Origin of the sequence: Erythrobacter sp. SCSIO 43205, assembly GCF_019904235.1 — a bacterium.
Taxonomy (GTDB): Bacteria; Pseudomonadota; Alphaproteobacteria; order Sphingomonadales; family Sphingomonadaceae; genus Erythrobacter.
On sequence record NZ_CP063202.1, the window covers coordinates 1,068,118 to 1,092,810 of the forward strand.

At 57.0% G+C, this 24,693-nt stretch carries 22 protein-coding genes and 1 other RNA gene; 12 read left to right on the forward strand and 11 right to left on the reverse strand.

Annotated features, from left to right (window positions below; all coding sequences use genetic code 11):
* Positions 1-177: 177 nt before the first annotated feature.
* The 3 genes from clpX to INR77_RS05020 are packed head-to-tail and all read left to right on the forward strand — an operon-like array spanning position 178 to position 2,487.
* Positions 178-1,440, forward strand: coding sequence for an ATP-dependent Clp protease ATP-binding subunit ClpX (gene clpX / locus INR77_RS05010; protein ID WP_223072845.1), 1,263 nt, complete (start codon positions 178-180; stop codon positions 1,438-1,440).
* Between the two features lie 3 nt (positions 1,441-1,443).
* Positions 1,444-1,788: a DUF1648 domain-containing protein gene (locus INR77_RS05015; protein WP_223072846.1), complete on the forward strand. Its 345-nt coding sequence runs from the start codon at positions 1,444-1,446 to the stop codon at positions 1,786-1,788.
* A 9-nt stretch (positions 1,789-1,797) separates the two neighbouring features.
* Positions 1,798-2,487 carry an aspartate/glutamate racemase family protein gene (locus tag INR77_RS05020; RefSeq protein ID WP_223072847.1) on the forward strand — a complete coding sequence of 230 codons (690 nt, stop codon included), beginning with the start codon at positions 1,798-1,800 and terminating at the stop codon, positions 2,485-2,487.
* A gap of 231 nt (positions 2,488-2,718) precedes the next feature.
* Here the strand turns inward: INR77_RS05020 and INR77_RS05025 are convergent, their stop codons facing one another.
* From INR77_RS05025 to mtgA, 4 genes are all read right to left on the reverse strand, one after another.
* Complete coding sequence (locus tag INR77_RS05025) at positions 2,719-3,291, reverse strand: fasciclin domain-containing protein (protein ID WP_223072848.1); 573 nt, start codon at positions 3,289-3,291, stop codon at positions 2,719-2,721.
* A gap of 162 nt (positions 3,292-3,453) precedes the next feature.
* Positions 3,454-4,257 carry an anti-sigma factor domain-containing protein gene (locus INR77_RS05030; protein ID WP_223072849.1) on the reverse strand — a complete coding sequence of 268 codons (804 nt, stop codon included), beginning with the start codon at positions 4,255-4,257 and terminating at the stop codon, positions 3,454-3,456.
* A complete protein-coding gene (locus tag INR77_RS05035; protein ID WP_223072851.1) occupies positions 4,254-4,844 on the reverse strand; it encodes a sigma-70 family RNA polymerase sigma factor in 591 nt (196 codons plus the stop codon). The genes INR77_RS05030 and INR77_RS05035 overlap by 4 nt, the downstream gene beginning before the upstream one ends.
* A 183-nt stretch (positions 4,845-5,027) precedes the next feature.
* Complete coding sequence (gene mtgA / locus INR77_RS05040) at positions 5,028-5,708, reverse strand: monofunctional biosynthetic peptidoglycan transglycosylase (RefSeq protein WP_223072852.1); 681 nt, start codon at positions 5,706-5,708, stop codon at positions 5,028-5,030.
* A 107-nt stretch (positions 5,709-5,815) separates the two neighbouring features.
* On the opposite strand from mtgA, the gene INR77_RS05045 reads away from it, so the two are divergent.
* Positions 5,816-7,165: an amidohydrolase gene (locus tag INR77_RS05045; RefSeq protein ID WP_223072853.1), complete on the forward strand. Its 1,350-nt coding sequence runs from the start codon at positions 5,816-5,818 to the stop codon at positions 7,163-7,165.
* A gap of 19 nt (positions 7,166-7,184) precedes the next feature.
* Here INR77_RS05045 and INR77_RS05050 read toward each other — a convergent pair whose 3' ends face one another.
* From INR77_RS05050 to INR77_RS05060, 3 genes are all read right to left on the reverse strand, one after another.
* On the reverse strand, positions 7,185-7,784 hold the full coding sequence (locus tag INR77_RS05050; RefSeq protein WP_223072855.1) for a hypothetical protein: 600 nt from the start codon (positions 7,782-7,784) through the stop codon (positions 7,185-7,187).
* Between the two features lie 71 nt (positions 7,785-7,855).
* Positions 7,856-8,755 (reverse strand): RNA polymerase sigma factor RpoH, encoded by a 900-nt coding sequence (gene rpoH / locus INR77_RS05055; RefSeq protein ID WP_223072857.1) that lies wholly within the window; start codon positions 8,753-8,755, stop codon positions 7,856-7,858.
* A gap of 114 nt (positions 8,756-8,869) precedes the next feature.
* Positions 8,870-9,835: an RluA family pseudouridine synthase gene (locus INR77_RS05060; protein WP_223072858.1), complete on the reverse strand. Its 966-nt coding sequence runs from the start codon at positions 9,833-9,835 to the stop codon at positions 8,870-8,872.
* Between the two features lie 17 nt (positions 9,836-9,852).
* Here INR77_RS05060 and INR77_RS05065 point away from each other — a divergent pair, with 17 nt between their 5' ends.
* The 5 genes from INR77_RS05065 (at position 9,853) to INR77_RS05085 (ending at position 13,734) form a co-directional block, all read left to right on the forward strand.
* Positions 9,853-10,248, forward strand: a complete 396-nt coding sequence (locus tag INR77_RS05065; RefSeq protein WP_223072860.1) for a Mov34/MPN/PAD-1 family protein — start codon at positions 9,853-9,855, stop codon at positions 10,246-10,248.
* A 138-nt stretch (positions 10,249-10,386) separates the two neighbouring features.
* Positions 10,387-11,040 carry a histidine phosphotransferase family protein gene (locus INR77_RS05070; protein WP_223072861.1) on the forward strand — a complete coding sequence of 218 codons (654 nt, stop codon included), beginning with the start codon at positions 10,387-10,389 and terminating at the stop codon, positions 11,038-11,040.
* A gap of 29 nt (positions 11,041-11,069) precedes the next feature.
* Entirely contained in the window at positions 11,070-11,789 is a 720-nt protein-coding gene (locus tag INR77_RS05075; protein WP_223073417.1) for an N-acetylmuramoyl-L-alanine amidase, read from the forward strand.
* A 50-nt stretch (positions 11,790-11,839) separates the two neighbouring features.
* An RNA gene (rnpB, locus tag INR77_RS05080) (RNase P RNA component class A) lies at positions 11,840-12,237 on the forward strand.
* Positions 12,238-12,357: 120 nt separating this feature from the next.
* Positions 12,358-13,734: a DUF6438 domain-containing protein gene (locus INR77_RS05085; RefSeq protein ID WP_223072863.1), complete on the forward strand. Its 1,377-nt coding sequence runs from the start codon at positions 12,358-12,360 to the stop codon at positions 13,732-13,734.
* Between the two features lie 397 nt (positions 13,735-14,131).
* Here INR77_RS05085 and INR77_RS05090 read toward each other — a convergent pair whose 3' ends face one another.
* The 3 genes from INR77_RS05090 to INR77_RS05100 form a co-directional block, all read right to left on the reverse strand.
* Positions 14,132-17,620, reverse strand: coding sequence for an autotransporter domain-containing protein (locus INR77_RS05090; RefSeq protein WP_223072864.1), 3,489 nt, complete (start codon positions 17,618-17,620; stop codon positions 14,132-14,134).
* Between the two features lie 232 nt (positions 17,621-17,852).
* Positions 17,853-19,163: a UDP-glucose/GDP-mannose dehydrogenase family protein gene (locus INR77_RS05095; RefSeq protein ID WP_223072865.1), complete on the reverse strand. Its 1,311-nt coding sequence runs from the start codon at positions 19,161-19,163 to the stop codon at positions 17,853-17,855.
* 91 nt (positions 19,164-19,254) lie between these two features.
* Positions 19,255-20,016, reverse strand: coding sequence for a metallophosphoesterase family protein (locus tag INR77_RS05100; RefSeq protein WP_370632288.1), 762 nt, complete (start codon positions 20,014-20,016; stop codon positions 19,255-19,257).
* Between the two features lie 386 nt (positions 20,017-20,402).
* Here INR77_RS05100 and INR77_RS05105 point away from each other — a divergent pair, with 386 nt between their 5' ends.
* Positions 20,403-21,242: a TorF family putative porin gene (locus INR77_RS05105; RefSeq protein WP_223072867.1), complete on the forward strand. Its 840-nt coding sequence runs from the start codon at positions 20,403-20,405 to the stop codon at positions 21,240-21,242.
* Positions 21,243-21,410: 168 nt separating this feature from the next.
* Positions 21,411-21,848, forward strand: coding sequence for a VOC family protein (locus INR77_RS05110; protein WP_223072868.1), 438 nt, complete (start codon positions 21,411-21,413; stop codon positions 21,846-21,848).
* A gap of 46 nt (positions 21,849-21,894) precedes the next feature.
* On the opposite strand, the gene nhaA is transcribed toward INR77_RS05110, so the two are convergent.
* The gene (nhaA, locus tag INR77_RS05115; protein WP_223072869.1) at positions 21,895-23,130 is read right to left on the reverse strand and encodes a Na+/H+ antiporter NhaA; all 1,236 of its coding nucleotides are present in this window, start codon (positions 23,128-23,130) and stop codon (positions 21,895-21,897) included.
* A 100-nt stretch (positions 23,131-23,230) separates the two neighbouring features.
* Here nhaA and INR77_RS05120 point away from each other — a divergent pair, with 100 nt between their 5' ends.
* Positions 23,231-24,688 carry a glycosyl transferase family protein gene (locus INR77_RS05120; RefSeq protein ID WP_223072870.1) on the forward strand — a complete coding sequence of 486 codons (1,458 nt, stop codon included), beginning with the start codon at positions 23,231-23,233 and terminating at the stop codon, positions 24,686-24,688.
* Positions 24,689-24,693: the final 5 nt, after the last annotated feature.

The window sequence follows — 24,693 nt, forward strand, 5'->3', positions numbered from 1 at the left end:
TGCGGGACGATGACTGATTGCGTTTAATGCCCTGTGCACTTTTTGGCCGCTATTATCGGCATTGCGGACCAAAAATGCTGTCGTCATGTGTTGATTCATGTGGGCAGCTAGATACACTCACCGAATCCGTCCGGCCTTGTATCGTCAAGTCCGGCCCGGATTCGAGGAATAGTAGGAATGACCAAATTGAGCGGTACTGACAGCAAAAGCACCTTGTATTGCAGCTTCTGCGGCAAGTCTCAGCATGAGGTGCGCAAGCTTATTGCCGGCCCCACCGTATTCATCTGCGATGAATGCGTTGAGCTGTGCAATGATATCATTCGCGAAGAAACCAAGGCTGGCATCGCTGGCAAGAAAGAGGGCGAGGTTCCGACCCCGTCTGAAATCTTTGCAACGCTCAATGATTATGTGATCGGCCAGACAAGCGCTAAGCGCAATCTCTCGGTTGCGGTCCACAACCACTACAAGCGCTTGAAGCACTCGGGCAAAGCGGGCGAGGTTGAGCTGGCGAAGTCCAACATCCTGCTCGTCGGGCCGACGGGTACGGGTAAGACGCTGCTCGCCCAAACCCTCGCGCGTACGTTCGATGTGCCCTTCACGATGGCTGATGCAACCACACTGACCGAGGCAGGTTATGTGGGTGAGGACGTTGAGAACATCATTCTCAAGCTGCTTCAAGCATCCGACTACAATGTCGAAAAAGCCCAGCACGGCATCGTATACATCGACGAAATCGACAAGATTACCCGCAAGGCCGAAAACCCCTCGATCACCCGCGACGTGTCGGGCGAAGGCGTGCAGCAGGCTTTGCTGAAGCTGATGGAAGGCACCACCGCTAGCGTGCCGCCACAAGGTGGCCGTAAGCACCCGCAGCAGGAATTCCTGCAAGTGGACACGACCAACATCCTGTTCATCTGCGGCGGTGCTTTTGCTGGCCTTGATAAGATTATCGCTGATCGTTTGCAGAAGCGCTCCATCGGCTTTGGCGCACACGTCGCCGATCCTGACAAGCGCCGGATTGGTGAACTTCTTGAGAAGAGTGAGCCTGAGGATCTCCTCAAGTTTGGCTTGATCCCTGAATTTGTTGGCCGTTTGCCGGTGATCGCCACGCTGCACGACCTTGATGTCGATGCGCTGGTGACGATCCTTCAGGAGCCGAAGAACGCTCTGGTGAAACAGTATAAGAAGCTCTTCGAACTCGAAGATGTCGAACTGACTTTCACCGATGAGGCATTGAAAGCCATCGCAGAACGCGCAATCAAGCGCAAAACGGGCGCTCGTGGTCTTCGCTCAATCGTTGAAGGCATCCTGCTCGACACGATGTTCGACTTGCCCGACATGGAAGGCGTGACTGAGATCGTGATCGACGAGGACGTGGTCGCGGGTAAGAAAGACCCTGTGCGCGTCCACGGCGGCGACGCGAAGGAAGAGGCGGCTTAAGCCATGCCGGGCACCATCGAATTGGTGCTTATTATTGCGACCATCGCTGCCTTGCTAGCCTCAGGGCTATGGACCGAACGAAGGTTTGCTTGCTTCAAAGAGCTTCCCGCGCATTATGACTTTCGCGGGGAACCAACCCGCTATTCATCCCGAAGCGTCATGGCCTGGCTTTTGCCTAGTGTTTTCTCGATCATGTTGGTCGTGGTGACTGTCGCTATGTCAGCTATCCCGGAAGAGGTGCGCAATGGAGATCCTCTGGGTGGGGTAATCGTGTGCTGTGCGACCTTTCTCGTGGCGCAGGCTTTGATCCTGTGGCTACATACCCGCTGGGCACAGCGGCAGGGTTAGATCATACACATGAAAACAATCGGCATCCTCGGCGGAATGAGCTGGGAAAGCTCGGCGCAGTATTACGCGCTGATCAACCGCGAAGTCCGCGCGCGCAAAGGCGGGATCGTCTCTGCGCCGCTGGTGATGCACTCCTTCGATTTCGACCACATCGCCGCGCTTCAGCGGGCTGATGAGTGGGAGCAGTTGGGCGACATCCTTGGGCAAGCGGCGGCGGGTCTGGAGAAGGCAGGGGCCGATTGCATCCTGATTGCAACCAACACCATGCACCTCGTCGCGCCGCAGGTTGAGGCGCATATTTCATGCCCATTGCTCCATATCGCCGACCCGCTCGCAGCAGGGTTCAAGGCGGCTGGACACGATACGGTCGGCCTCATGGCCACTCGCTTCACCATGGAACAGCCATTTTACGCAGAGCGCCTCGCGCAGCATGGACTGAAGGTGGTGGTCCCTGATGAAAGCCACCGCGCAGAGATTCACCGGATCATTTTTGACGAGCTATGTGCAGGAAAAGTCTGTCCCAAATCGCGCGCATTCTACTGTGATGTGATCGCCGATCTGCAATCGCGGGGCGCGCAAGGGATTGCGCTCGCGTGCACTGAAATCATGCTTTTGATCGAGCAGTGCCACAGCCCGCTGCCGCTGTTTGATACGACCGCGCTGCATTGTAAGGCAGCCGTCGACTTCGCGCTCGGTTAATGACCGAAACGGCTGCTCAGCAGCCGCAAGGCCGACTGGCCGTCCGCAGCAGGCGCAGCTTCGCTGCGCGTCAAGCGAGGATGCTCGCCCGGATGGGCGAGCGTAACCACCAAGACTCAAAACCCCGCCCAGCTTCACGAACGAAAAGCTGAGCGGGGCAAGGTCAGGCGTCTTTCCATGAGGGAGGGGGAACGGAAGGAGAAGACGCCCGGGGTTGGTCAGGAAACGTATTTACGCAGGCAAAAATACACCGTCAGTCACGTGAATAATGCCGTTGGCCGTCTCGACATTGGCCGTGGTCACAGCGGTCGCGCGGCCTTTGGCATCGGTGATGACAATGGTGTCACCCGAAAGGCGTGCAGTGAGCTTCTGACCTGCGAGCGTCTCGATTGTCGCTTCGCCACCGTGCTTGTTGATCAGGCGAACAAGATCGTCCGAAGTCACTGACCCCGACACAGCATGATAGACGAGCACATTGGTAAGCGTGCCCTTGTTTTCAGGACGAAGCAGCGTTGCAACTGTGCCATCGGGCAATTTGGCAAAGGCGGTGTCGGTTGGCGCGAACACGGTGAAAGGGCCGGGGTTGGAGAGCGTGCCTGCAAGACCTGCTGCGGTGACGGCTGCGACAAGTGTGTTGTGCACGCCAGTGCTTTGCGCGGTTTCAACGATATTGGGGGTCTGTTCCTGCGATGCGGCTTTGTGACCGTGTGCAGCAAGCGGCACTGTGGTCACAGTGGCAAAGCCAGTGGCAGCTGCAATCGCAGCGAGAGCAACGGCGCGGAAGGTCTTGGACTTGTTGGACATTAGGGATCTCCAGTTTGCGCAAGCCCTCCCAGTCTTGCATTGGAAATTACGTCCGACCTTGCAATTCGGATGCATTAGCGGAGCCAATATCTGCAATTATTTTGTGAACTGCTTGGAATTGCGACGAAATTTCCCGCACGCGTACTCGTGTGCGCTCAGGGATTACACCTGAGAAAAACTTCCTTGCGCCACCACAGGCCCTGCGTCCTGACCCTCTGGTTTGCCGCCTATGGGCTCGCGCGTGAGCACAAGCTCGGCCCCGTCGCCGATATTGGCGATGATCTCGGCCTCAAGATCATGGCCCAGTACTTCGCCCGGTTTCACAACGCCAAGCGACTGAAGAGCGCTGCCATCAGAGGGCACCAGCCACAATTCATGATCGTGGACCCCATCGGCGGTAAGCCCGATGGCCCCTACCAGAAGTTGCTCACTTTCAGGGATATAGGTCACATCAAGGCGAAGGCCCGTGTCGCCAATGGGCACTTGGGCCACCAACGGATCGTTCGAGGCGACAATAGTTTCATTGCCGGATGGAGCGATGGAGCCCGGTTCACTGCCCGGCGCGAAGATCAAAATCGCGAGCAGAACCGCAGCGGCCGCTGAAGTGATCGCGGCGGTCCACTGCCAGCGCTTAAGCCGAGCTTCGAGCGATACAACGTTTCGCATCGCGCCCATTGCGGTGTCAGTTGCGTTCTCTGCTTGCGATGCGGCTACTGCCTCGGAAATCCGTGCCCAAACCGCATCGCTCGGCTCTGCGCCTGCCATTTCATCGGTCCATGGCGCAAACCAATTGTTCCACCAATCCTTGCGCCAGCGATATTCGGGATCGCTTAAAAGCTTGGCGCGCGATTGTGCGAGCTCTTCGCCTTCGAGAAGCCCAAGCGCGTGCTCTGCGGCAAGCATTGGGTTGTCGCGTTCAGCATCGTCGAACGGCGCGTCGTTGAAAGGCGTCTTGTCGCTGCTCATGCCGCCTCACTCGCCTCAAGACAGGCGCGCAGCTTTTTGAGGCCACGGCGGATCCAGCTTTTCATCGTACCAAGCGGCACATCAGCCCTCTCGGCCAGTTCGGCATAGGTGAAGCCATCGAAAAAAGCGCTGCGGATGTGGGTGCGGGTACGCTCATCAAGGCCTTCGATACACTTGTGAATTTGTGCTGTATTTTCAGCGTCCACCAACAAATCATCGGCCATGGGGCGATCATCGGGCAGGGGCAGGGCCTCTTCCACGGGCACCGCGCCTTGGCGCACTTTCCCTGTGCGCAGGCGGTCAATCGCACGGTTGCGCGCGAATGTGGCGAGCCACGAAATCGGGCTCGCCCGCTCAGGGTCGTACCGGTCGGCTTTCTGCCAAAGATTGATGTACACGTCTTGCAAGGCGTCTTCTGCTTCTTTCCTGTCGCCCAAGATACGCAGACAAATTCCGAAAAGCTTCACCCGTGTCGCTTCGTATATTTCCTCAAGCGCAGCGCTGTCGCCTTCGGCAAGGCGCACCATCGCCGCGCGCAGTTTTTCGCGGGCAAGATCCGCTGCCTTCTTGTCCAGTCCTTCAGCCATCAGAACAGCTGCACCCGTTCGGACCGCTCACGCGGTGCGAGATGCAGTGTCAGGCAGGCGGGTGTGTGCGTTTGCACGGGAATGTGTCATCCTCTCGTAAGGATTTGCGATGTGCGCAAGAGCGCATCCAAGGTCAATCCTTGCATCTATTGCAAAGGGGACGAGCGGGAGGGCAAAAAGTTCCTATTCATAGACACATGATGCGCGACCGCCGAGCTTGACATCGCCAATCGCGCGTTCAATCCGGTTGCCGTGGCGCAGCAGCCATCCGCCGGGGTTTTTGACCGAACGTTTCTTTGGCTGAGGCAGGGCAACCGCCATGCGGGAGGCCTCGTCAGGGGAAAGCCGCGCGGCGGAATGTCCGAAATAGCGCTGTGCACCCGCTTCAGCGCCATATGTGCCAATGCCGGTTTCCGCGACGTTGAGGTACACCTCCATAATGCGTTCCTTGCCCCAGACCGCTTCGATCCAGAAGGTGAACCAGGCCTCGAACGCTTTGCGCACATAGCCGCCGCCTTGCCATAAAAAGACGTTCTTGGCGGTTTGCTGGCTGATGGTGGAGCCGCCTCTTATCCGGCCACCTTGCGCGTTTTCGCGGGCGGCTTGCTCAATGGCTTCGGTATCGAAACCCCAATGTTCGCAAAATTTCGCATCTTCCGCTGCGATCACTGCATAAACGAGATTGGGGTCGATATTTTCAAGCGATTCCCAATCCTTCGTGATCGAATTTTCGTCCATCACCATGGTTGCAGTGATAGGCACCGGCACGAATTTGAACACGATCACCAAGAGGAGCGATAGCCCCACGAACCACAGGATGATCTTGGCGAGTGTTCGGGCCAGAAAGCGGGGGATGGCTTGCATAAGAACCAGTTTACGAGACGCACGGCCAAGGCGCAATTGCAATGCGTATCTTGCGCAAGGCTGCGCGGCGTGCTTGATATTGCGAACCATATTTCGGGGACCAGATTATGAAGCTTTTCCGCACCGCATCCGCCGCCATCGCTCTGGCGCTTGCCAGCACTCCGGTGCTTGCCTCCGCAGATGATCACACCGTCGATCACTCGGCAATCAAAGCGGCGGTTGAAGCGGAATATGACAGCTATCTCGCCCCACTGTTTGTGCATTTTCACAAGAACCCGGAGCTCTCCTTCCTCGAAAACCAGACCGCTGCGCGCATGGCTCAGGAATTGCGCGATGCGGGCGTGGAGGTAACCGAAGGTGTTGGCGGCACCGGCGTTGTCGGGATGCTGGAAAACGGGGATGGTCCGCTGATCCTCATGCGCGCTGACATGGATGGTCTTCCGGTATCTGAGAAGTCTGGGCTCGATTACGCCTCCACGGCGACGCAAGTGGGTCAGGACGGCAAAGAATATCCGGTGATGCACGCGTGCGGGCATGATGTGCACATAACATCGCTTGTCGGCACCGCGCGCCAGCTTGTTGCGATGAAGGATCATTGGAAAGGTACGGTCATGTTCATCGTCCAGCCCGCCGAAGAGCGTGTGGGCGGGGCAAAGGCGATGCTGGAGGATGGCCTATACGAGCGTTTTGGAAAGCCTGACTATGCACTTGCTTTCCACGTGGCATCGGTCCTGCCCACCGGCAAGGTTTCGGCGGCAGAAGGCATCCAGTATTCAAGTGCCGACAGCGTGGACATCAAAGTGCCCGGCATTGGCGCACACGGGGCCAGCCCTCATGCAGGGCGCGATCCGGTCTACATCGCCAGCCAGATCGTGACCGCGCTGCAATCCATCGTCAGCCGTGAGGTCCAGCCGCTTCAACCAGCGGTGATTACCGTCGGCTCGTTCCACTCCGGCTCCAAGCACAACATCATCTCTGACCTTGCCGAATTACAGCTGACCGTTCGCGCCAATGATGAAAAAGTGCGCGCGCAATTGCTTGAGAGCATCGAACGGATCGCTGTGAATACGGGCAAGGCACATGGCCTGCCCGACGATATGCCGGTCGAAGTGGTGGTGAGTGAGGGCACGCCTGTCACCTATAACGATGTCGCGCTTGCCAAGCGTCTCAACGCGGTGATGAAGCGCGATCTTGGCGAAGACGCTTTTCTGGAATTCCGCCAGCAAGGGATGGGCGCAGAAGATTTCAGCTATTTTGTCGCCGAGGATATGGGCGTGCCGGGCTATTACTTTGCGGTGGGCGGCACCCCGCAGGAAGCCTTCGACGCGGCTGAGAACGGCGGCCCTGCGGTGCCGAGCCACCACTCGCCTTTGTTCAAAATCGAGCCGCGCCCGAGCGTAACGCTAGGCACCCGCGCAATGGTTGCAGCGGTGCTGGACTTGGCGCCGGCTGAATAAGGCCGCGCGCCGGAGCCTTCTAGCGGCTCGACAGCGTACCCCAGTCGATCCCGGCGAACAGCTTTTGTTCGATGCCAATATTTTTGGCCGCATCTGCGCTTGGGTAAGAACCCCGGTATTTGACCATATAGGCGCTGCTCGCTGGGCAGGCGACGTAGAGGAATGAGACAAGTTCATCGTGCTCGAAGCCATATCCGCTTGGCTCAACAATATAACTGCGTGAAATTTGCGTTGCCCCGGTGAATTCCTTCATCGAGAAGACATCCTCGCTGGTAAGGACGCTGGCACCGCGTCGCATGACAGCAGCGTCTGCTCCGGCAAAACTTTCCTCGCAGCTTTCGCCGCGGCGGGGGTAAACGTAGAGGGTGATTTCCCCCCTGCGGTCAGTCGGGCGGTAGACAATCCCCGTGTCGCGTCCGTCGGCATCAAATTCGACGACGCGATGGCGCCTAAACCCGGGAATGTTCTCTGGCAAAGCGACATTGGTGGCTTTGTGGACGTAAGGGTCAGGCGCGTTTTCTACATCGGTTCGTGCACTGGCCGGCGAGGCGATGCCAAGGCTGGTGAGAAGAAGGGCAAACCAAACTGCCAGGCCAAATCGATCAAAAACTCTACGCATAAAAAACCCTCCGTGTGGCCATTCTAAGCCTGCACGGAGGGTATTTCAAATCAGATTAATAGCGGCTTGATTTATGCCATGCCGGGAAGCAGGCGCTCACCAGCAATCCGCTGCATCGCCTTTTGCAGCTTTTCAAAGGCGCGTACTTCGATCTGGCGAATCCGCTCACGGCTTACGTCGTAGACCTGCGAAAGCTCTTCCAATGTCTGCGGGTTTTCCGTCAAGCGGCGCTCGGTCAGGATATGCTGTTCACGCTCATTGAGCGATTCCATCGCCTCGGTAAGCATTTCGTGCCGCACATTGGCTTCTTCAGCATCAGCAACCGTTTCGTCCTGAAGCGGGCGATCATCGGTCAGCCAATCCTGCCATTCGCCAGCCCCCTCTTCGCCATTGCGCATCGGGGTGTTCAAAGAGCCATCGCCGCCCATCATCATCCGGCGGTTCATGTTGACGACTTCCTGTTCTGGCACGCCGAGGTCGGTCGCGATTTTCGCAACGTCATCGGGCGACAGGTCAGTGTCGTCATACGCCTCCAGCTGCTTCTTCATCCGGCGAAGGTTGAAGAACAATTTTTTCTGAGCCGCAGTTGTGCCCATTTTAACAAGGCTCCACGAGCGCAGGATGTATTCCTGAATACTCGCCTTGATCCACCACATCGCGTAAGTCGCGAGGCGGAAACCGCGGTCGGCTTCGAATTTCTTGACGCCCTGCATCAGGCCCACGTTCCCTTCCGAAATCAGGTCCGAAACGGGCAGGCCATAGCCGCGATAACCCATCGCGATCTTCGCCACGAGACGCAGGTGCGATGACACCAGTTGCGCGGCTGCTTCCGGGTCTTCGTGCTCTTCATACCGTTTGGCGAGCATATATTCCTGCTCAGCCGTCAACACGGGGTATTTCTTGATTTCCGACAGATAGCGATTGAGGCTTTGTTCACCGCTGAGAGCCGGAACTGAGGATGCTTTACTCACGTTTTTTCCAACCTTTCTTTCGTCGACCCCGTCTTGTCGAACCCCTGATGGGCATCCGAAGGTACGGGCCACTTGGTTACATATATTCGATTTTTGTGCGTTTTGCAGCGCATTTCATCGATAACTACAGCCGAGTTCGTCGATTAGTTCCATCATATCCGCTGGTAAATCCGCGCGAAACCGTACCTCTTGGCTGAGAATCGGGTGTAGGAAACCCAATTCGGCCGCATGAAGCGCTTGGCGGGTAAATTTGAGCTTACCAAGCAGCGGTTTGAGGGACTTTGGCGCTCTGCCGTAGAGTGGATCTCCTAATAGCGAATGACCGATTGACGCACAGTGAACGCGGACCTGATGGGTGCGCCCTGTTTCGAGGCGACATTCGATGAGGGAGGACGAATCCAGCCGCTCAAGCACCTTGTAATGGGTGATCGCGTGTTTCCCGCGTGAGGAATTCTTGGGCAGGACCGCCATTTTCTTTCGGTTCGCATCAGATCGGCCCAATTTCTCGTCGATCGTCCCCTCAGATGGGCTGGGATGCCCGCCACACACTGCCAGGTAACGGCGATGAACGCTGTGCTCGGCAAACTGAGCGGCCAGGCCTTCATGCGCGGCATCGGATTTAGCCACCACGAGCAGGCCCGATGTGTCCTTGTCGATGCGATGGACGATGCCGGGGCGCGCGACGCCGCCGATCCCTGACAACTGGCCCCTCCCGTTTTTGGCGCAGTGGTGGAGGAGGGCGTTCACCAAGGTACCATCGGGATTGCCAGCAGCGGGGTGCACCACCATGCCAGCGGGCTTGTTGACGACGATCAGGTGCTCGTCCTCAAACGCCACGTCGAGCGGAATGTCCTGCGGCTTTGCCTCTGCTTCGACAGCAGCGGGGACATCTATGCGGAACTGAGCGCCCTCAGCCACCTTGGCGCTTGGCGAGGTGGCGGGTTTACCGTCTATCTCCACCCGCCCATCGGCAATGAGAGCCTGGACCCGCGCGCGCGACAACTCAATCGCCTCCGCCAAAGCCTTGTCGAGCCTTGCGGAGATAGGAATTTTGCCCGTGATGACTTGGGGGTCAGACATGGCTAAACCCATGCGCGATGGAAACACGGGTGACAAGAGAGGTGATGGGAGCGCTGGAAGAGGCTGCGCGGCGAGCATTCCCAGAAGAAGCCTGCGGTATCTTGCTGGGCGAGGCCAGCAGCGTCACACACTTTCAAGAAACGCGCAACGTTCATCCCTCGCCGGAAACGCACTTCGAAATCGATCCGCAAGCCTTGATTGCCGCCCACCGGGCAGCGCGCGAAGGGGGCGCGCAAATTCTCGGCTATTTTCACTCGCACCCCAACGGTCCCGCAAAGCCATCCAAAACCGATCAGGAAAGCGCCGCCGGTGACGGGATGCTTTGGGCGATCTGGGGTGAGGGGGAGCTGACTTTATGGCGCGATGAGCCACAGGGTTTTCGCCAAGTTTCCTACTCTTCAAACGACCGCTAAATCGCATCGAATGCAGCGCAAATATGCCCCAACTTGCCTCCCATTTGATCGAATTTTGACCGCTTACTGTGGCCCCAAGGAACTTTTGCGCTTAGACAGTGTCTCAAGTGTCTCAAACTTTCACGGACTAAGGCATACATGACCTCCCAAACCGATCTCGCTGCGCTTTTGTGTTCGCGTCTTTGCCATGATCTTCTGTCGCCAGTGGGCGCGCTCTCCAACGGGATTGAGCTGCTTGCTGATGAAACCGATCCGGAGATGCAGAAACGCTGCGTCGAACTGCTTGAACAAAGCGCCAAGACCAGCACCGATAAACTCAAATTCTTTCGCCTTGCCTTTGGCGCGGCAGGCGGGTTTGGTGAATACGTACTGGTTGAAGAAGCGCATGAGGTGATCGCCTCGCTTGCCGGCGATGCGAAGCGGGTGGAGCTTAATTGGCAAGTGCCCGACGCCAAACTGCCCAAGTCAGCGGTCAAGGTCATGCTAAACCTTGCGCAAATCGCGCTGGACGCTCTGGTGCGCGGCGGCACTCTCGACATCGGGGCAGAGCGCACCGGCGGCAATGTCGAAATTGTTGCGCGGGCAACCGCGGAAAAGCTCGCCTTCGACGAAACCATTGGACAGGCGCTTCAAGGCGATTTGCCAGCGTCCGAAATTTCGAGCCGGACGGCAGCTGCGCATATGATCTCTCTCCTCGCAGCCGAAGCGGGTGGGGGACTGCAATGGGCGCTCAGTGATGGCGCATTGGTCCTTGGCGCGGTTCTGCCCGAGCCAGAGGGCATGATTGGGTGAGCGGTTCGCCCGCACCCGATTGGCGCGATATGGAGGTGGGCGAACTCGTCCACCGCGTCGTGCCATCGCCCAATTATAATGATCGCCAATTGCCGATCAGCATGGTCGTCATCCACTACACCGAGATGAAGCCGGTCGAGACGGCGCTTGATCGCCTGACTGACGCCGACGCCGGGGTTAGCGCGCATTATCTCATCACTGAAGACGGTGAAGTGATCCAACTGGTCAGCGAAGAAAAACGCGCATGGCACGCGGGCGCATCCTATTGGCGCGGGGTCAAGGATGTGAACTCGGCCAGTATCGGGATTGAGTTAGACCACCCCGGTCACGACCCGGCCAATGGCGGCTATCGCGGCTTTGAAGAAGCGCAGTTTGAAGCGCTCGTCCCGCTCGTTGCCCGCATCGTCAAAGATTATGACATCGCGCGCGCCAATGTGGTGGGACATTCGGATGTTGCCCCTATGCGCAAAGTTGACCCCGGCGAGCTCTTCCCGTGGGAGCGGCTGTCTGAATATGGCCTTTGCCTGCCAACGCCAGCGAAATTCGATCAGGCCGATCCGTTCGACAATGACGGCGCGTTCCTCCTCGCTTTGGAGAGGTTTGGTTACGACATCACCGAGGGGATTAAGGCGATCGAGGCGTTCGAGCGCCGCTGGCGGCCTGAGAGGATCGAAGGCAAGCCCGATGCGCAATTGGGCGCGATCCTGTGGCAGCTTTTGCTTGAGCGCGATCAGGGGCTTGCGCGTTAACGCGCGCTAGGCTTTCCTGCCGAGCGCAAGTGGTATAATGGGCTTTCCATCAGGGGGCTGAGGCAGCCGCGTGTACTTATGTATGCGAGGAAAGTCCGGGCTCCACGAAACAAGGGTGGCGGGTAACGCCCGCCGGGTGTTGGCGCCCGCGTCAGCATTCAGGGAAAGTGCCACAGAGAGCAAACCGCCGATGGGTCTTCGGACCACAGGCAAGGGTGAAAGGGTGTGGTAAAAGCGCACCGGGGGTCTGGTAACAGGCACCGTCATGGCAAACCCCACCCGGAGCAAGGCCAAATAGGGGTCTCGTGCTTGTTCACACAGGCGAGGGTGTTTCGCCCTTTGAAGACCCGGGTTGGCTGCTAGAGCGCGCTTGGCAACAGGCCGCCCAGATGAATGGCTGCCGCCCCTTATGGGGAGACAGAACCCGGCTTATGACGCCCCCTGATGTTCAACTCTGATTGCTTTTGACTGGTATAGCTTCATGCGCGCTTGGCAGTGGGGACCTTCGGCTTGCGACCCAATTTTGAATGTTTGCCACTTATTTGATAACCAAGCATGGGTAAATGAAATGGAAGAGGTAAAATTGCGAGCCATTTTCATTGGAATTTGCAGTTTTCTCCTAAGCGCATGTCATATCCTAAGCGCTCCCTTTCCACCCGTGGATAAAGATAAGCTTGTAATCAGTCTCCAAAGGACTGCCTGCTTTGGGTCCTGTCCGGATTACAAAGTCACAATTTATGGAAGTGGCCGTGTTCTATTCCAGAGCACACCACATCTTGAGCCCGATGATGTAGCGAATGTGCATCGCGCGTTCTCGACACAAAGTGGCGTGCGAGTCCCAGGCACTCACGAGACGACCATAGAGCCACAGGTGATCGACCAACTTGTGGCGCAGTTTGAGGCAACTCGGTTTTTCTCCCTACGTGATGAATATCGAGCGGAAATAACCGACAATCCAACCTATGTGGTCACGATTGACACGGGCAATGGGAAGAAATCAGTCGTCGACTATGTCGGTCGGGAAGCTGGTATGCCTGAGGCGGTAAAAGCACTTCAAGATGCAATTGATGCGGCAGCTGGAACTGATCGCTGGATCGAGGGAACGCCTCCTGTAGTGCCGTTACTCCAAAAAAAGGGCGCCGATTTCGCTGGCATTTTGGGACTCGAACTCATGGATGCCGCAGCGGAGCGCGATGACGTGAGAACAATGCGGACCTTAAAGGAATTGGGTGCTCCCTTATTTCAGACAAAAGGGCCTAGCCCGCTGAGAACAGCGATCTACCAAGGGCATAGAGATGCGATGAAATGGCTAATTGCCAATGGAGGCATCGCGAACGAAGATCAGTGGAAGAGAGCGCTGGACACAGCCGTTGCATCCGATAACCACGCTGCATTTGAAGAGTTGCGTCTACCATCCAATTTGCGACCAATTGATAGTTCCTTTGCTACCAAACTTCTGTCGAGTGCTGCTTCGAACGCTGACCCCCAAATCGTATCCGAAATGCTCGATTTGGGGGCGAACCCAAACGGAGAAAGTAGCCGCTTTCCAAGCGATCCACCGCTCTTTGAGGCGGCCAACGGTTTGCTTAGCAATGACGAAAACCATCCAGCCAGCGACCGCAGGGCAGTTGTCGAACAACTATTGGCGGCAGGAGCAAACATCACACATTGCCAAAACGGTTATTGCGATAGCGTCTTGTGGCAGGTCAGTGATGCTGGCGTCGCAAGGCTCCTTTTGGACGCTGGAGCCAACCCTGACTTCAAAGACGATGAAGGGGAGCATATCCTCTTCAACATTTCAGATGAAGACGTGGCACTCTTGCTTATTTCTCGTGGCGCTGACCTGAGGGCGGTTAGACCAGCAGATGGGAAAACCCTCCGCGATTGGAGCGAAGACCAGAAATGGCCGAAGGTATTGGAGCTTCTCAATCAATCTGAGCGTTGATTGAAGGAAGTCCTGGCCACAAAGGCGATGTCCGCTTTCCGCGCCAATCGCTGTCGCTGCTTATTTGTCTAAGGGAGGCAAAACCGGACCTATCGCCGGTCGTGTGGAGACAGCCCTTGAGCCCCTCGTTTTCCTACATCCCTTGCCGCTGCTAATCAGCGGCTATGACCGCGCAAATTTCCCTTAATTTATCAGCCAGTTTCCGCGCATCGGCTGCGCGCGTTGGGGCTAAAGATTTTCCTCCCTTGAACACTGTCTCAAACGTCAGGAAAGGGGGCGCTTATCTGAACAAAACCCGCTGACGCAATCTGCGGTGAGGGCTCCACATACAAAACGCCGGGCCTTCCCTGTTGGAAAGGCCCGGCGCTTGATTACAGCCGGGGCTGAAGGTTGGAGCTTAGAAGCGCCAGCTCAGCGAGGCTTGAGCCTGGTCGTTCGAAAGAACGCCGCGGCCCATGTCCGAGGTGACAGACAGCGATGCTGAGAAGTTGTTGCCAAGCAACATTTCCGCGCCAGCGTTGACGCTCACCCACTCTGGATCGAGCGAGTTGGAGATGCTGAACGGCGTATCAGCTGCACCGAAGAAGTGAGCCGAAACCACGTCTTCTGTGTCGCCAAGCTCACGAGCATAGGCCACCGAACCGAAGGCACGAAGCGCGCTTCTTTCGCTGGTTTTGATGTCGAAGCTTGCCATTGCGCCCAGTTTCGCGCCCACCGAAGTGAAGGTGCGATCTGCGATGCTGAGGCCAAATGCGCCTGCGCCTGTCTCGTCATAGCCGCCGATGCGGTTGTTGAGATAATCGACGCTGGCCACAGGGCCCATCTCGATGCCGTCAGCAAGGTCGAAGGCATAGCCCATGCGGACCCCGCCGAACACCTGGCTGCTGTCCGATTGACCAAGAGCGTTGTCGTAAGCGAGCGTGAACTCACCTTGCGATTCGCGATTGGCACCAAGACGAAGGTTTGCAGAACCAGCATAACCATCGGCGAACAGGCCGCCTTCGCTATAGCTGGCGTAGATCGCAACCGACTGAGCGAGATCGCTCTGGGTTTGGCCCCCGGTCAGAATGTCTTGGCTGTTACGGATGTTGGAGACGGCCACGCCGAAGCTGAAGCCTTCCGACAAACGCATATCAGCGCCAACAGTGATTTCACCGGCTTGAGTGAGAGAGGCTTGCTCGAACGCGTTTGCGCCAATGTTGCCAGTGCTCACGCCGTTGACGCCAAAGGCACCAAAGCCGCCAAAACCGTTGCCGATCACACCTTGCTGGATCTGGCCGCCATTGCGGTAGATGCCGGATGCGGTGCCAAAGACGCCGATCTTGCCGATTTCAGCAGGGGCACCGCCAGCGATGGCGAAGCTAGCATTGCCAGCAGCGCTGAACGCACCCGATGCACGCGAACCGTCACGCAGCGTAAGGTTACGCTGAGCGATCTGGCCGGTGAAGCGTTGCGACATCGCATTGGCTGTAAACGTCTGGTTGAAGGCATTGAGCGGAGTGATCGACGACAGTGTCGCACCCAGCGTGTCAATGCTAGCCGCATCGATATAGTCGAACAGACCGACAAAATCGGCAAAGCGTGTTGCACGCATCTGGTCGAGCGCGCCGCCAAGCGACTCCATCCGGCTGCCACGGCCAAGCATTGTGCGCAGGCTGCGGGCAACGAACGTTACGATAACTTCATTGCCTTCGACCCGCGATTCAGCGGTCAGAACTGCCGACCGGCCGAGGAACACTGTGTCATCGAAAGTGCCGTCGATGGCACCAGCGGTGAGAGCGGTGTACTCGGTGCCAAAGCGTGGACGACGATCGTCACTAGCGACGATCAAGGTCCCACCCAAGAAGGCAGTGCCAGTGACGTCGTAAGTGTCCGCCGATACCGTGCGGCGACGGCCACGGCTGAAGTCAGACCACAGACCACCACCTGATGTTTGCAGGTAGTCGCCATTGATCGTCATCGAACCAAAGCCGCCAACGCCGCCAGCATTGAGCAGGCCGTTCACGTTCAGCAAAGCTGTCGTGTTGATGGTACCGCCATCACCGCCAAGCTCACCTCCAACGAGGAAGTAGAATGGGGTGTTGATGGTGCCATCGTTCTCAACCAGACCACCGAATTGCTCGATGTCCTGGATCGCAGTGAAGCTCCAGGGAGCGCCAATGCCAACCTCTGCGCTGGAATCGTTGACGACCAGCTTGTCGATCTCAACATCCATGTCGACCGTGGTGCGGCCAGAATTGTTGAGGTGGACTTCGAAGTACTGTGCCGGGTTCGCAAATGCGACGCCGGGTGTACCGTCAGTGTTCTGAGGAACAAAACCGGTCGAACCCGGGCCAAGCAGAGCCGAGCTTTCCGGCAAGGTAGTGTCGATGCCTTCGAAGCCGGGTGTGATGGTCCCGTCGTTGCCCGAAATATCAACGCCAAGCACGGTGCCGAGTTTCGGACCGCTTTCAAAGATGCCCGGCTCGTTACCGGTCGGGATACCGTTTACGATTTCACCAGTGTCAGTCTGGATAAAGAAGCCCGGATCAAGGTCTTGAGTCCAGTGCGTTGGATCGGACCAATTGCCGTCCCCTGCGTTCGCCGAGACATACTTGTATGGTGTGTTTTCGGTGATGAACTCGAAGAATGGATAGAGCGGATTGTAAAAGCTCACATCCGAATAGGCAGAGCCCAGACCAAAGAAGTCAAAACCGCCAGACAGAACGCCGATTGCGAGCGGGAAGTCCGCAAGCTGGTCAGCGACCAGTGGCGATCCGGAGTCGCCAGGAGCCGTGCCTGCTTCGCCAGCAAGCGCATCGCCATCGAAATAGTCGATTGCATAAACTGCTTCGAGGCTCTCACACGAAATCGTGTCGCCCGGAAATACGCATCCAGCGCTTGCTTCCGGAGTACGGTTCGGATCGTCGAAATCGGTCCAGTAGTAGGCCTGGCTTTCAAAGCCGAGGGATACCGTCGATGGCGCAAAGTCCGGGAAGATCGGATCGATGTAATCGCCAAGACTCCCGACCATGCCAAGCATATTTTCACCCACACGGCGAAGGAAACGATCGCCCGCATTGGTGCCGCCAGTGAGGCCGGTACCGTTCGTGCCATAACCAACTTGCAGAACGTGCGTGAGCTCGGTCAGCGGGGTCAGCAGGATTGGCAGCGAAGGCACGTCAGTGATGGGCGCATCAAGCGCAATCATTGCAACGTCCGCCCATGGGAATCCAAGACCCGTATTGTCGAGGTTTCCGGTTGGGTGAATGATGACGTCGGTCGAGAGCGCAGCGCCGCCTTCAGCATAACCAGCACCGGTTTGGATGGTGTTGATCAAGCGCGGAAAGCTGTCTTGCCCGGTGGAGACGAGCATCGTGGTCGATGCGCCGGATTCGGGCAGACCATATTCCTCAGACGAGAACGTCGCGAGGCCGCCGCTGCTTTGGTTCACACAGTGCGCTGCAAACAGAACGGTGCGTGGGTTGATCACACTGCCCGAGCAGTTGAAGAACACGCCGCCGCTAATATTGTCCTGAATGAAGATGTGCACCGCATAAGGCGCTGTGTCATCCGGATCGCCGAAGTCCACACCAACATCGTCACGTACAATCAGCTGCTGGTCAGGGCCGTTGATGCTGCCGATGTAGTCATCGCTGGTGCGCGAGACACGGAAGTCGTGAACGTCGGTCATAGTGACGCTGAGTGCGCCAGTATCAAGACCAGAGAAGGTGTTGAGCGGAGCCACGGCGGCGCGCGCGTCATTACCATCTGCGGTTTCGGTGTCTTCGGCCACTGGGCCTACGAGATCGGCATCGACCCCGTCATTTGCATACGCGGGAGACGCAGCAAGAGCTCCGGCGAGAGCAATCGAGCCCACACCAGACATTAGAATACGATTATTCATGAAAATGCCCCTATCTAAAAGTTTCCCCTGTCGAGGAAGCTACATAGGCAAGGGGGGATTCCCAAGTCATATTTTTTACATACTGTTAACTTTTTGCAGTTTCCGAGGGGAAAGCTGACAAAATGCGCATCAAATGTGCATTAAAGCACCGAGTGAATGTCAGAATTTGCAACTTTGCAGCGCACAAACTTACGGCAGATTGAGCGAATCGCAGCGACTCCAATCCGTAGATTCAGACGCGCCCGATACTCTCGTAAGTGAAACCGCGGGCCCGCACATCGTCGGGCGTGTAAATGTTGCGCAGGTCGACCAGAACAGGAGCATTGGCAAGCGTTTTGACCCGCTCCAGATCAAGCGCCCGGAACGCGTCCCACTCGGTCACGATCACGGTTGCATCTGCACCCTCAATCGCGGCGTAGGGATCATCGCACATTGTGACCTCAGGCATCAGCGGCTGGGCCTGCTCCATGCCTTCAGGATCGTATGCCGCAACTTCTACTCCTGCATCGGTAAGCGTCTGCGCCACCGCAATCGCTGGCGAATCGCGCATATCATCGGTGTTGGGCTTGAAGGTAAGGCCAAGAAGCGCTGCCTTTTTGCCGCGCGCAGCATCTGCTCCGCCCAGCGCTTCGAGCACCTTGCGGCCCATTGCGCGCTTGCGGCTGTCGTTGACGGCAACTACGGCCTCAACAATGCGCGTGGGGCTGTCATAATCTTCGGCGGTTTTCAAAAGGGCAAGCGTGTCTTTGGGGAAGCACGATCCGCCATAGCCCGGGCCAGCGTGAAGGAATTTGGAGCCAATGCGGTTGTCCATCCCGATACCGCGGCTCACATCCTGAACGTTTGCGCCCACTTTCTCGCACAGATCAGCCATCTCATTGATAAAAGTGATCTTGGTCGCAAGGAAAGCGTTAGCGGCGTATTTGATCAGCTCGCTGGTGCGGCGCGAGGTGAAAAGAATGGGCGATTCGTTGAGGAATAGCGGGCGATAAACCTCGCTCATCACATCGCGCCCAAAGTCATCTTCGGCACCAATCACAATGCGGTCAGGGCGTTTGAAGTCGCCAATTGCTGCGCCTTCGCGAAGGAATTCGGGATTGGAGACTACGGCGAAGCGATGAGCAGCGCCGCTGTCTTTGATGATGCGTTCGACTTCGTCGCCAGTGCCCACCGGGACGGTTGATTTGGTGACGATCACCGCGTCATTGGAAAGGCTCTCACCTACTTCTTTGGCAACGGCGTAAACAAAGGACAGATCCGCATGACCGTCTCCGCGGCGGCTCGGCGTGCCGACCGCAATGAAAATGGCCGATGCCCCCTTGATCCCTTCGGCGAGCGAGGTGGTGAAGGAGAGGCGGCCTGCTTTGACATTGCTTTCGACAAGAGCATCAAGGCCCGGCTCATAGATCGGCATAATGCCATCGTGCAGGCGGTCGATCTTGCTCTGGTCCTTGTCGATGCACACGACATCGTGACCAAAGTCGGCAAAGCACGCCCCCGAAACGAGCCCTACATAGCCCGATCCCACCATTGCAATTTTCATCGTCTTAAGTCCCTCAGGGCCGTTGTCTGCTGTGTCGTTGTCGCCATGCCAATAGGCAGCGGGGCTCTAAAGCATGATTAAGAAAGCGCGGTTACCCTCTTTCGCCGTGGAAAATTTCAATCGACCCATCATGGTTCTGGATCGTTTGGATAATCCGGCGTTGATCGCCTTCGAGCACGAGCGCGCTAAGCACACCTGAGCGAAAAGCGCCAGTGTCAATGCCAATCCGATTGCCGCAATCCATCACCTTGTTAAAGATCGTGTGGCCGTGGACCACCACCTTGTCGAGCGGGCCCTCGTGGCTGAGGAAGCGGTCCCTGATCCACAAAAGGTCGCTGCGCTTCTGATCTTCGATCGGCACTTGTGGATCTATCCCTGCGTGCACAAACATATAGTCGCCTGCAACGATATACTCTTCAAAGGAGGCAACATAGTCGCGCTCTTTTTTTGAGATCAGCTGGGGGAGCGCCTCGAACAACTCTTCGAGTGTCATTGCGTTGAACTGCTTTTTGGTGAGGCCATAGGACATCACCGTCTCTCGCCCGCCGTGTTTGAGAAAGTGGCGCAGGATTTCGGGCTTTTTGAAGGCGTCGAGCATCATTTGCTCGTGATTGCCTGCAAGGATTCGCACGGTGCGCTGTTGCTGCCATGATCGTGCCAGTGCAATGACCCCGGCGCTATCAGGGCCGCGATCCACCAGATCCCCTAAAAGAACGACCTGTGTCTTTGCTTCAGGCCGCGAGCCATCATCATCTTCAATCGCAGCGACCATCGCCTCGAACAGATCAAGGCGGCCATGAATATCACCGATCAAATAATAGCGCTCACCCTCCGGCACGCTGGGAAGCGGCAATTGGGGGGGAGGCTTAAAAAGAGAGCGAAGGGCGTTGAGCATGGGCTGTTGTAACGTTGAGAGGTGCCAATTGTGCAAAATGAGCGCATTTCGAACGGAAGCGTTCAATCAGGGTGGGCCTCTGCTTAGTCTGCGATGCCCTTAACAGCAACCAAGGCGCAAGCTGTGCTGATCTGTGGTCCCCTCTGTGCGCAGGCTGGTGATGCACAAACTCCACAGTTTCTGATCATTCTGGTCACAAATGCCAGTTTCTTGAGCAATATGTCTTGTGCAACGCACCAATAATGTGCACGATTATGTCGCGTTCGGACGAGACTGCCTCATAAATAAGCAGCCGCCGGATGTGCAGGTGGGACGAAGCGACAACAAAAAACAAGGAAGTTGTAATGCTCACGTCCATTCGCGGTCTTTCGGCCGCTACTCTCTCCGCTGGTCTGCTTTTTGCAGCCGCTCCCGCTTTTGCTGAAGAAGCAAAAGCCGAATCGACCGCTGAAACAGCTGTTGTGCTCGACACCTCTTCTCTGCGCGCCGCGCAGCCGGTTGATGAGGCGCGTTCCAGCAATATGGCTGAAGACAGCGATATCTCATTTTCGGCAAACGTTGCCCTGACCACTGAATACCGTTTCCGCGGTGTTGACCTGTCTGGCGGCGAAATCGCAATTCAAGGCGGTTTTGACCTCGGCCACTCTTCTGGCCTTTATGTCGGCACATGGGCATCGAGCCTTGACGAGCAAACCGTAGGCTACGGCTCTACCGAGCTTGACCTTTACGCTGGTTGGAGCGGTGACCTCACCGAAGGCCTGTCAGCAGACGTTGGCGCGATTGTGTACATCTACCCAGACGCAGGTCCAGGCGACTTCGACTATTACGAGTTCTACGGCTCGCTTTCAGCATCGATTGGTCCGGCATCGGTCACGGGCGGTTTTGCCTATGCACCTGATCAGGATTCGCTGGGCAGCACTGACAACCTCTACTTCTACACAGACGTAGGCGTTGCCATCCCTGATACGCCAATCACCATCAACGGCCATGTTGGTTACACCGACGGCTTCCTGACCTTCACCAACAACAGCAAGGCTTGGGACTACTCAATCGGCGCTGATTTCGCAGTTGGTCCAGCAACCCTCACCGCGGCTTATGTCGGCGTTGAAGGGGATGCAGCGGTCGATCCGCTTGGCACCTTCACCGACGATGCGTTTGTATTGACCCTTTCAGCAAGCTTCTAAGATCTAGCTGCAGGCACTACCCGCACTAAAGCGGGAGGAACGGGGCGCGGGACCGACAAGGTTCTGCGCCCTTTTGTGTGCCAGTATTCGGGCGGGCTCTTGCGACGGCGAGGGGCCGTGATTAGGTCATCACTTCGAAAAAGAGAATACACCTCGAAGGGCAGGCCAATGGTCAAATATCTCCATTCCATGATCCGAGTGAGCGACCCGGATGCGACAATCGATTTTTTCAAACTTATCGGATTGGAGGAGGTGCGCCGATTCGATGTGGAAGCGGGGCGTTTTACGCTGATCTTTTTGGCGGCACCCGGGCAAGAAGGCGTGGCCGAGGTGGAGCTGACCTATAACTGGCCGCCCGAAGACGGAAGCGCGCCGGAAAATTATGACGGTGGGCGCAATTTTGGTCACCTCGCCTACCGCGTCGATGACATTTACGAGACGTGCCAAAGGCTCGCTGATGCAGGCCACACCATCCACCGCCCGCCGCGCGATGGGCACATGGCCTTTGTCAAATCACCCGACGGGATTTCGGTTGAGCTTCTGCAAGAGGGCTATCTTGAGCCTCAAGAACCCTGGGCGAGCATGGAAAACACCGGCAGTTGGTGATGCGCTGTGGCAATAGGCCGGGTCGCTGACCCAGCCCGCCGGCCACTTACCCCTTGCTTTCCAGATTGGCGACAATGTCCGGGTGCTCTGTTGAAAGGCGCAGCACCACAAAGCCAAGCACAGCAGAAATTGCAGAGCCGGTCAGAATACCGATCTTGGCCTCATCAATCAGCAATTGATTGCCGGGGAAGGCAAGCAGACCGATAAACAGGCTCATCGTAAATCCGATGCCGCACAGGATCGTAATCCCCCAAATTTCCTGCCAGCTGGCGTGATCGGGACGCGGCGCAAAGCCGGTTTTGTCGCAAATGAAGATGGCGGAGAAAATCCCCACCTGTTTGCCCACCACAAGACCGGCGGCAATCGCGATCGGAAGCGGATCAAGCAGATTGTTGAGCCCAATGCCATCAAGCGAGACACCTGCATTGGCAAAACCGAAGATCGGCACGACGAGATAGGCGCTCCATGGGGCAAGGCCGTGCTCCAGCTTCTCCAGCATTGAGTTACCATCGCTGCGATGAAGCGGAATGGTGAGGGCGGCCAGAACCCCGGCAATGGTTGCGTGAATGCCTGTATTAAGGACGCAGAACCACAACACGATAGCGAGCAGGATATAAGGCCAGAAAACCGACACACGGCGCCAATTGAGCACCATCATCAGCGCCAGCACAGCGGCTGATGCGCCCATCCACATCAGGAACGAGCTGAGGCTATCAATCTCGGTGTAGAAGAAGGCGATCACCAGAACCGCGCCAATGTCATCGACGATGGCCACCGTGAGCAGGAAAATGCGCAAGGAGCCCGGCACCCGGTTCCCAAGCAATCCCAAAACCCCCATGGCGAAGGCAATATCGGTTGCCGCTGGAATGGCCCAGCCACGCGAATAATCACCGCCGCCCGATACTGCCATGAAGACGATTGCCGGAGCGACCATACCCGCAGCCGCTGCGATCATCGGCAAGCGCCGCGCCGAAGCGCTCGCGAGCTGCCCCTGGATCATCTCGCGTTTTACTTCGAGCCCGACGACGAAGAAAAAGACCGCCATCAGCCCGTCATTCACGACGTAATGCAGCGACTTGAGCTTTTCGTGCGGATACCAGGCAAACTTGCCATTGATCAGCGTATCGTACTCTTGGGCAAAAGCAGAGTTGGCCGCGAGCATCGCCGCAGCCGCCACCAGAATAAGCAGAACCCCCGCTGACGCATCGCCGATAAATAATGCGCGCACAGGTGCAAAGAGACGCTTCAAGGGATTGGCAGTAATACTCTTGATATCAGACATTAATTTAGGTCCGTTTTGGATATAATTGATTTAGTTGCCAATGTGTTCGGCCAATGGTACTTTTGTTGAATATCGAGGCAAGTCGGAGGCCTTGGATCAAATGGGTTCAGATTTTTGGCAAATTCTTGCGATAGTACAGTATGAACTGCTTCTATTTGCGGGGATTTTCTTTCTTATCGGGGCCCTCGATGATTTCGCCGTAGATGTTTCGTGGCTATGGCTCAAACTGACCGGACGGGCAAGGACCGCGAAGGTCAATCGCCGCGAACTCCAACATAGAAAACTCGCTGGCCCGGTCGCGGTCTTTGTGCCCGCTTGGCAAGAGGCCGACGTCATCTTTGAGACGATCCGGCACTTACTCACTGTCTGGCCGCAGCAAAACCTTCGTCTATATGTCGGCATCTATCGCAACGACCCTGAAACATTAGAGGCCGCGACAAGTGCGGCGATGGGGGATGATAGGCTGCGCCTTGTTATCCATGACCGCGATGGCCCCAGCACAAAGGCGGACTGTTTGAACCGCCTTTATGAAGCAATGAGCGACGATGAAAACCGTTCCCGCGTGCGCTTTGGCGCTGTGCTATTCCATGATGCTGAGGACATGGTTGACCCTGCCGGGCTTGGTCTTTTGGAATTGGCGATCTGTGAAGGCGCTGATTTTGCGCAATTGCCAGTGGAGCCGCTTCCACAAGCCTCGCGTGATTGGCTGGGCAGTCATTACTGTGAGGAATTTGCCGAAGCGCACGGTAAGGCAATGGTTGTGCGCGGTGCGGTTGGCGCAGGCTTACCCTCAGCGGGAGTCGGCTGCGGCGTGTCACGCGCGGCACTGTTCAAGCTGGCGGATGCAAAACTCGATGGGCTGCCGTTTGAGCCTGATTCCCTGACGGAGGATTATGAATTGGGCCTCGCGATTTCAAAACACGGCGGCACGTGCCGCTTTGTCCGAGCACGAGGAGAGGACGATCAACTTATTGCAACACGGGCATTTTTCCCTTCGAAGCTGAGCGAGATTGTCCGCCAAAAAACCCGCTGGGTTCACGGCATTTCGCTTCAGGGTTGGGACAGAACCGGCTGGACACACGGTGTTGCTGATACATGGATGCGCGCGCGTGACAGGCGCGGCCCATTGACCGCGCTGGTGATGGCGCTTGGCTATCTTCTCTTGGTGCTGACGTTGATCATCTCGGTCGCAGGCCACTTTGGTGAACTTCAACCGCTTGAACTTTCACCCTTTGTGGTCGCCTTGCTCAGCGCCAATCTCGCCTTTTTTGCATGGCGTGTGGCGTGGCGCTTTGCCTTCACTGCGCGCAATTATGGCGTTGCCGAAGGGGTGTTCGCAATCGTTCGCCTGCCGATCACAAACATCATCGCGATTATGGCGGGACGCCGCGCGGTACAGGCCTATTGGCGCACATTGTTTGGCGCTGCTCCCACGTGGGACAAGACCCGGCACACGGCCCATCCGGTCAAGCCAATCGCGCAGCAAGCCGTCTCAATGCCGCCACATCCGGCACCCTTTCCACATCACCTTAGAGAGAGGGTTAGCAAGACCGGATAATGTCA